The 2,446-nt window shown below is 46.6% G+C and carries 3 protein-coding genes and 1 pseudogene; 2 read left to right on the top strand and 2 right to left on the bottom strand.

The window, feature by feature from the left end; translation table 11 throughout:
* Both ACR0P9_RS10960 and ACR0P9_RS10955 read right to left on the bottom strand, forming a co-directional pair.
* Window positions 1-104, bottom strand: a pseudogene (locus ACR0P9_RS10960) (co-chaperone GroES); the annotation flags it as partial.
* A 151-nt stretch (window positions 105-255) separates the two neighbouring features.
* On the bottom strand, window positions 256-1,473 hold the full coding sequence (locus ACR0P9_RS10955; RefSeq protein WP_432620079.1) for a THUMP domain-containing class I SAM-dependent RNA methyltransferase: 1,218 nt from the start codon (window positions 1,471-1,473) through the stop codon (window positions 256-258).
* A 153-nt stretch (window positions 1,474-1,626) separates the two neighbouring features.
* Between ACR0P9_RS10955 and ACR0P9_RS10950 the strand changes: the two genes are divergently transcribed.
* Complete coding sequence (locus ACR0P9_RS10950) at window positions 1,627-2,178, top strand: DUF4364 family protein (protein ID WP_432620077.1); 552 nt, start codon at window positions 1,627-1,629, stop codon at window positions 2,176-2,178.
* Between the two features lie 52 nt (window positions 2,179-2,230).
* Window positions 2,231-2,446, top strand: a 216-nt coding sequence (locus tag ACR0P9_RS10945; RefSeq protein ID WP_432620075.1) for an EamA family transporter, incomplete at its 3' end; no start/stop codon positions are given.

Below are 2,446 nucleotides of genomic sequence, written 5' to 3'. Positions count from 1 at the left end.
GGCTTCTCCTTAGCAGAACCTGCCAGAATGATTCCGCCTGCGGTGGTCTCTTCTGCTTCGACCATCTTGATGACAACGCGGTCAGATAAAGGCTTGAGCTTCATAATAAAATCCTCCTAAGATGATGAAATACAAATTCAGAGGTTAGCACTCCATGTGCTCGAGTGCCAACAGCTATATATTAAATCATTTTCCCGAAATACGCAAGTATTTTTTTCCAAAATTCCAAAGTTTTTTGTAAATAAATTATGAATATTATTTATCCCGCTTATTTTGGTAATTTTTGCGGTTTTTTGCAACATTTTTGCGTCCCCTGTTTGTCGGCTGTGCGGTACGCAGCTTCTTGCGCTTCTCCGGCGGCTGATAATACATAAACAGATTGCAGCGCAGCATACCGTTGTACAGTTTGCGCTTTTTATCCGCTTTTATCCCGTAAAACTCCTCAAATTTCTCGTCAGAGCTAATAATATACTGCTTCATTGGCGATAAAGCTGCCGCTGTGCCAAAATTTCGCAGCAATTTCCGCGCTGCATTGACGTCCATCATGCGTTCGCCATACGGCGGATTGGCAATCAATGTGCCCTCGCGATTTTTCAAGCGGCACGCGCAGGCGTCTTTTTCTTCAAAATGAACCGTGTGGTCTACTCCCGCCTTTTTAGCATTCTCTATCGACAGTTCCACACATGCCGGGTCAATGTCACCGCCGTGAATATCATAGGTTCGATCTCGATAGATGACATCTAACGCCCGTTCGCGTTCCTGTCTCCAGATTTCCGGCGCAACAAAGTCCCATTTTTCCGCATCAAACGAGCGCATGAGTCCCGGTGCGCGGTTCATCGCAATCATTGCCGCCTCAATTGGGATGGTACCGGAACCGCAGAACGGATCAAAAAATTCTCCTCTGCCGCGGAAACGGGAAATTTGTACCATTGCCGCCGCCAGTGTCTCGCGCAGCGGTGCTTCATTGGCATTGGCGCGATAGCCGCGCTTGTGAAGTCCTGCTCCGGAGGTATCTAAATACAGGGTTGCTACATCGTGCACAATTGAAAACTGTACTTGACAGCGTGCGCCAGTCTCCTCAAACCATGTGATGCCATATGATTCAGCCAAGCTCTTGACAATTGCCTTCTTGACAATACTCTGGCAGTCCGGAATGCTGTGCAGCTGAGAATCCAGTGCGTAGCCCTTGACAGGAAACGCGCAGTCTTTTTCAATATAATCCAGCCAGGGCAACTCGTATACGCCCTCAAACAGCTCTTCAAATGTGCGAGCCGGAAATTCGCCCACTTTAATGAGTACGCGCTCTGCACAGCGCAGCCACAGATTCGCCCATGCCAAGGTATGCTCATCGCCGGAGAAAAAGACGCGGCCGTTTTCAACACGGACATCGGTCAAGCCGCCGTTGTGGCGCAGCTCATCGCCGACAATTCCTTCCAGTCCGAACAGCGTCGGACAACAAAATTCATAGTTCATAATTCATATCCTTATCCGAAATTGATTGATTTTATTGTACTATATTTTCCCATGCAGAACAAGATAACCGCGCAGATTTAGCAGGTTTTTCGTTGCTTTTTTCCACGTTTGTGGTATACTTAACATGATTCTTGGAAGATTTGAGGTGTACCTATGGTCCGTTTCGGCTTTATCCGCACAAAAGAGGAAATCAAATTTCTGATTTTAACCTGCATGGCTTACCTGCCGTTTCCGGTGTCGTTTGCCTCGATTGTTGATATTTGTACTTGGTGCGACGATGGCTTTGGCTATTTTGAGTTGTCCGAAGCATTTTCCGAGCTGCAAGATTCTCATCACATAGAAAAATTGCTGGACGGAGAATCTGAACTGTTCTCCATCACAGAAAAAGGACGCCAGACTGCACAGGCATTTCAAAATCGCCTGCCCTTTACTGTTCGAGAGGCGGCTGAGTTGTCTGCTCTGCGTGTCGTGCGCAAAATCCGCCAAAATGCACAGATCTCCACCTCTACGGAACAATGCGGAGAGAAGGACTATGTTGTGCATCTGACGATGCAGGATGTTTTTTCTGTCCAGCTGCATGTGGTCAGTCCGATGCAGGCTTCCCATTTGGAATCACAATTCCAAAAGCACGCAGAAGACATTTATCAGCAGCTGCTGTCCGCCATGACAAGCGAATATGAGCTTCCAGCACAAAAAGACGAATGACCTTCGTCTTTTTTCATGCAATAAAATTACTACAGAATGGAACGATATACTTATGACAAACAACAAAACCAAAGGCATTTGCTTTATTATCTTATCCGCGTTTTTCTTTGCGCTGATGAATTTATTTGTCCGGCTGTCCGGCGATTTGCCGCCGATGCAAAAGAGCTTTTTCCGCAATCTCGTTGCACTGGTATTTGCGGTAATTGTCCTGCTTCGCACGGAGGAAAAATTCCAATTCAATCATAAAAATTTACCGCAGCTCATCGCT

The sequence above is a fragment of the Butyricicoccus sp. genome (assembly GCF_050872565.1).
In the GTDB taxonomy this organism is placed as follows: domain Bacteria; phylum Bacillota; class Clostridia; order Oscillospirales; family Butyricicoccaceae; genus Butyricicoccus_A.
This window is presented reverse-complemented; position numbering and strand designations above follow the sequence as displayed.

Bases quoted from the DNA above. Each gene is read 5' to 3' on its own strand.
- ACR0P9_RS10955 (WP_432620079.1), bottom strand. From the start codon at position 1,473: ATGAACTATGAATTTTGTTGTCCGACGCTGTTCGGACTGGAAGGAATT.
- ACR0P9_RS10950 (WP_432620077.1), top strand. From the start codon at position 1,627: ATGGTCCGTTTCGGCTTTATCCGCACAAAAGAGGAAATCAAATTTCTG.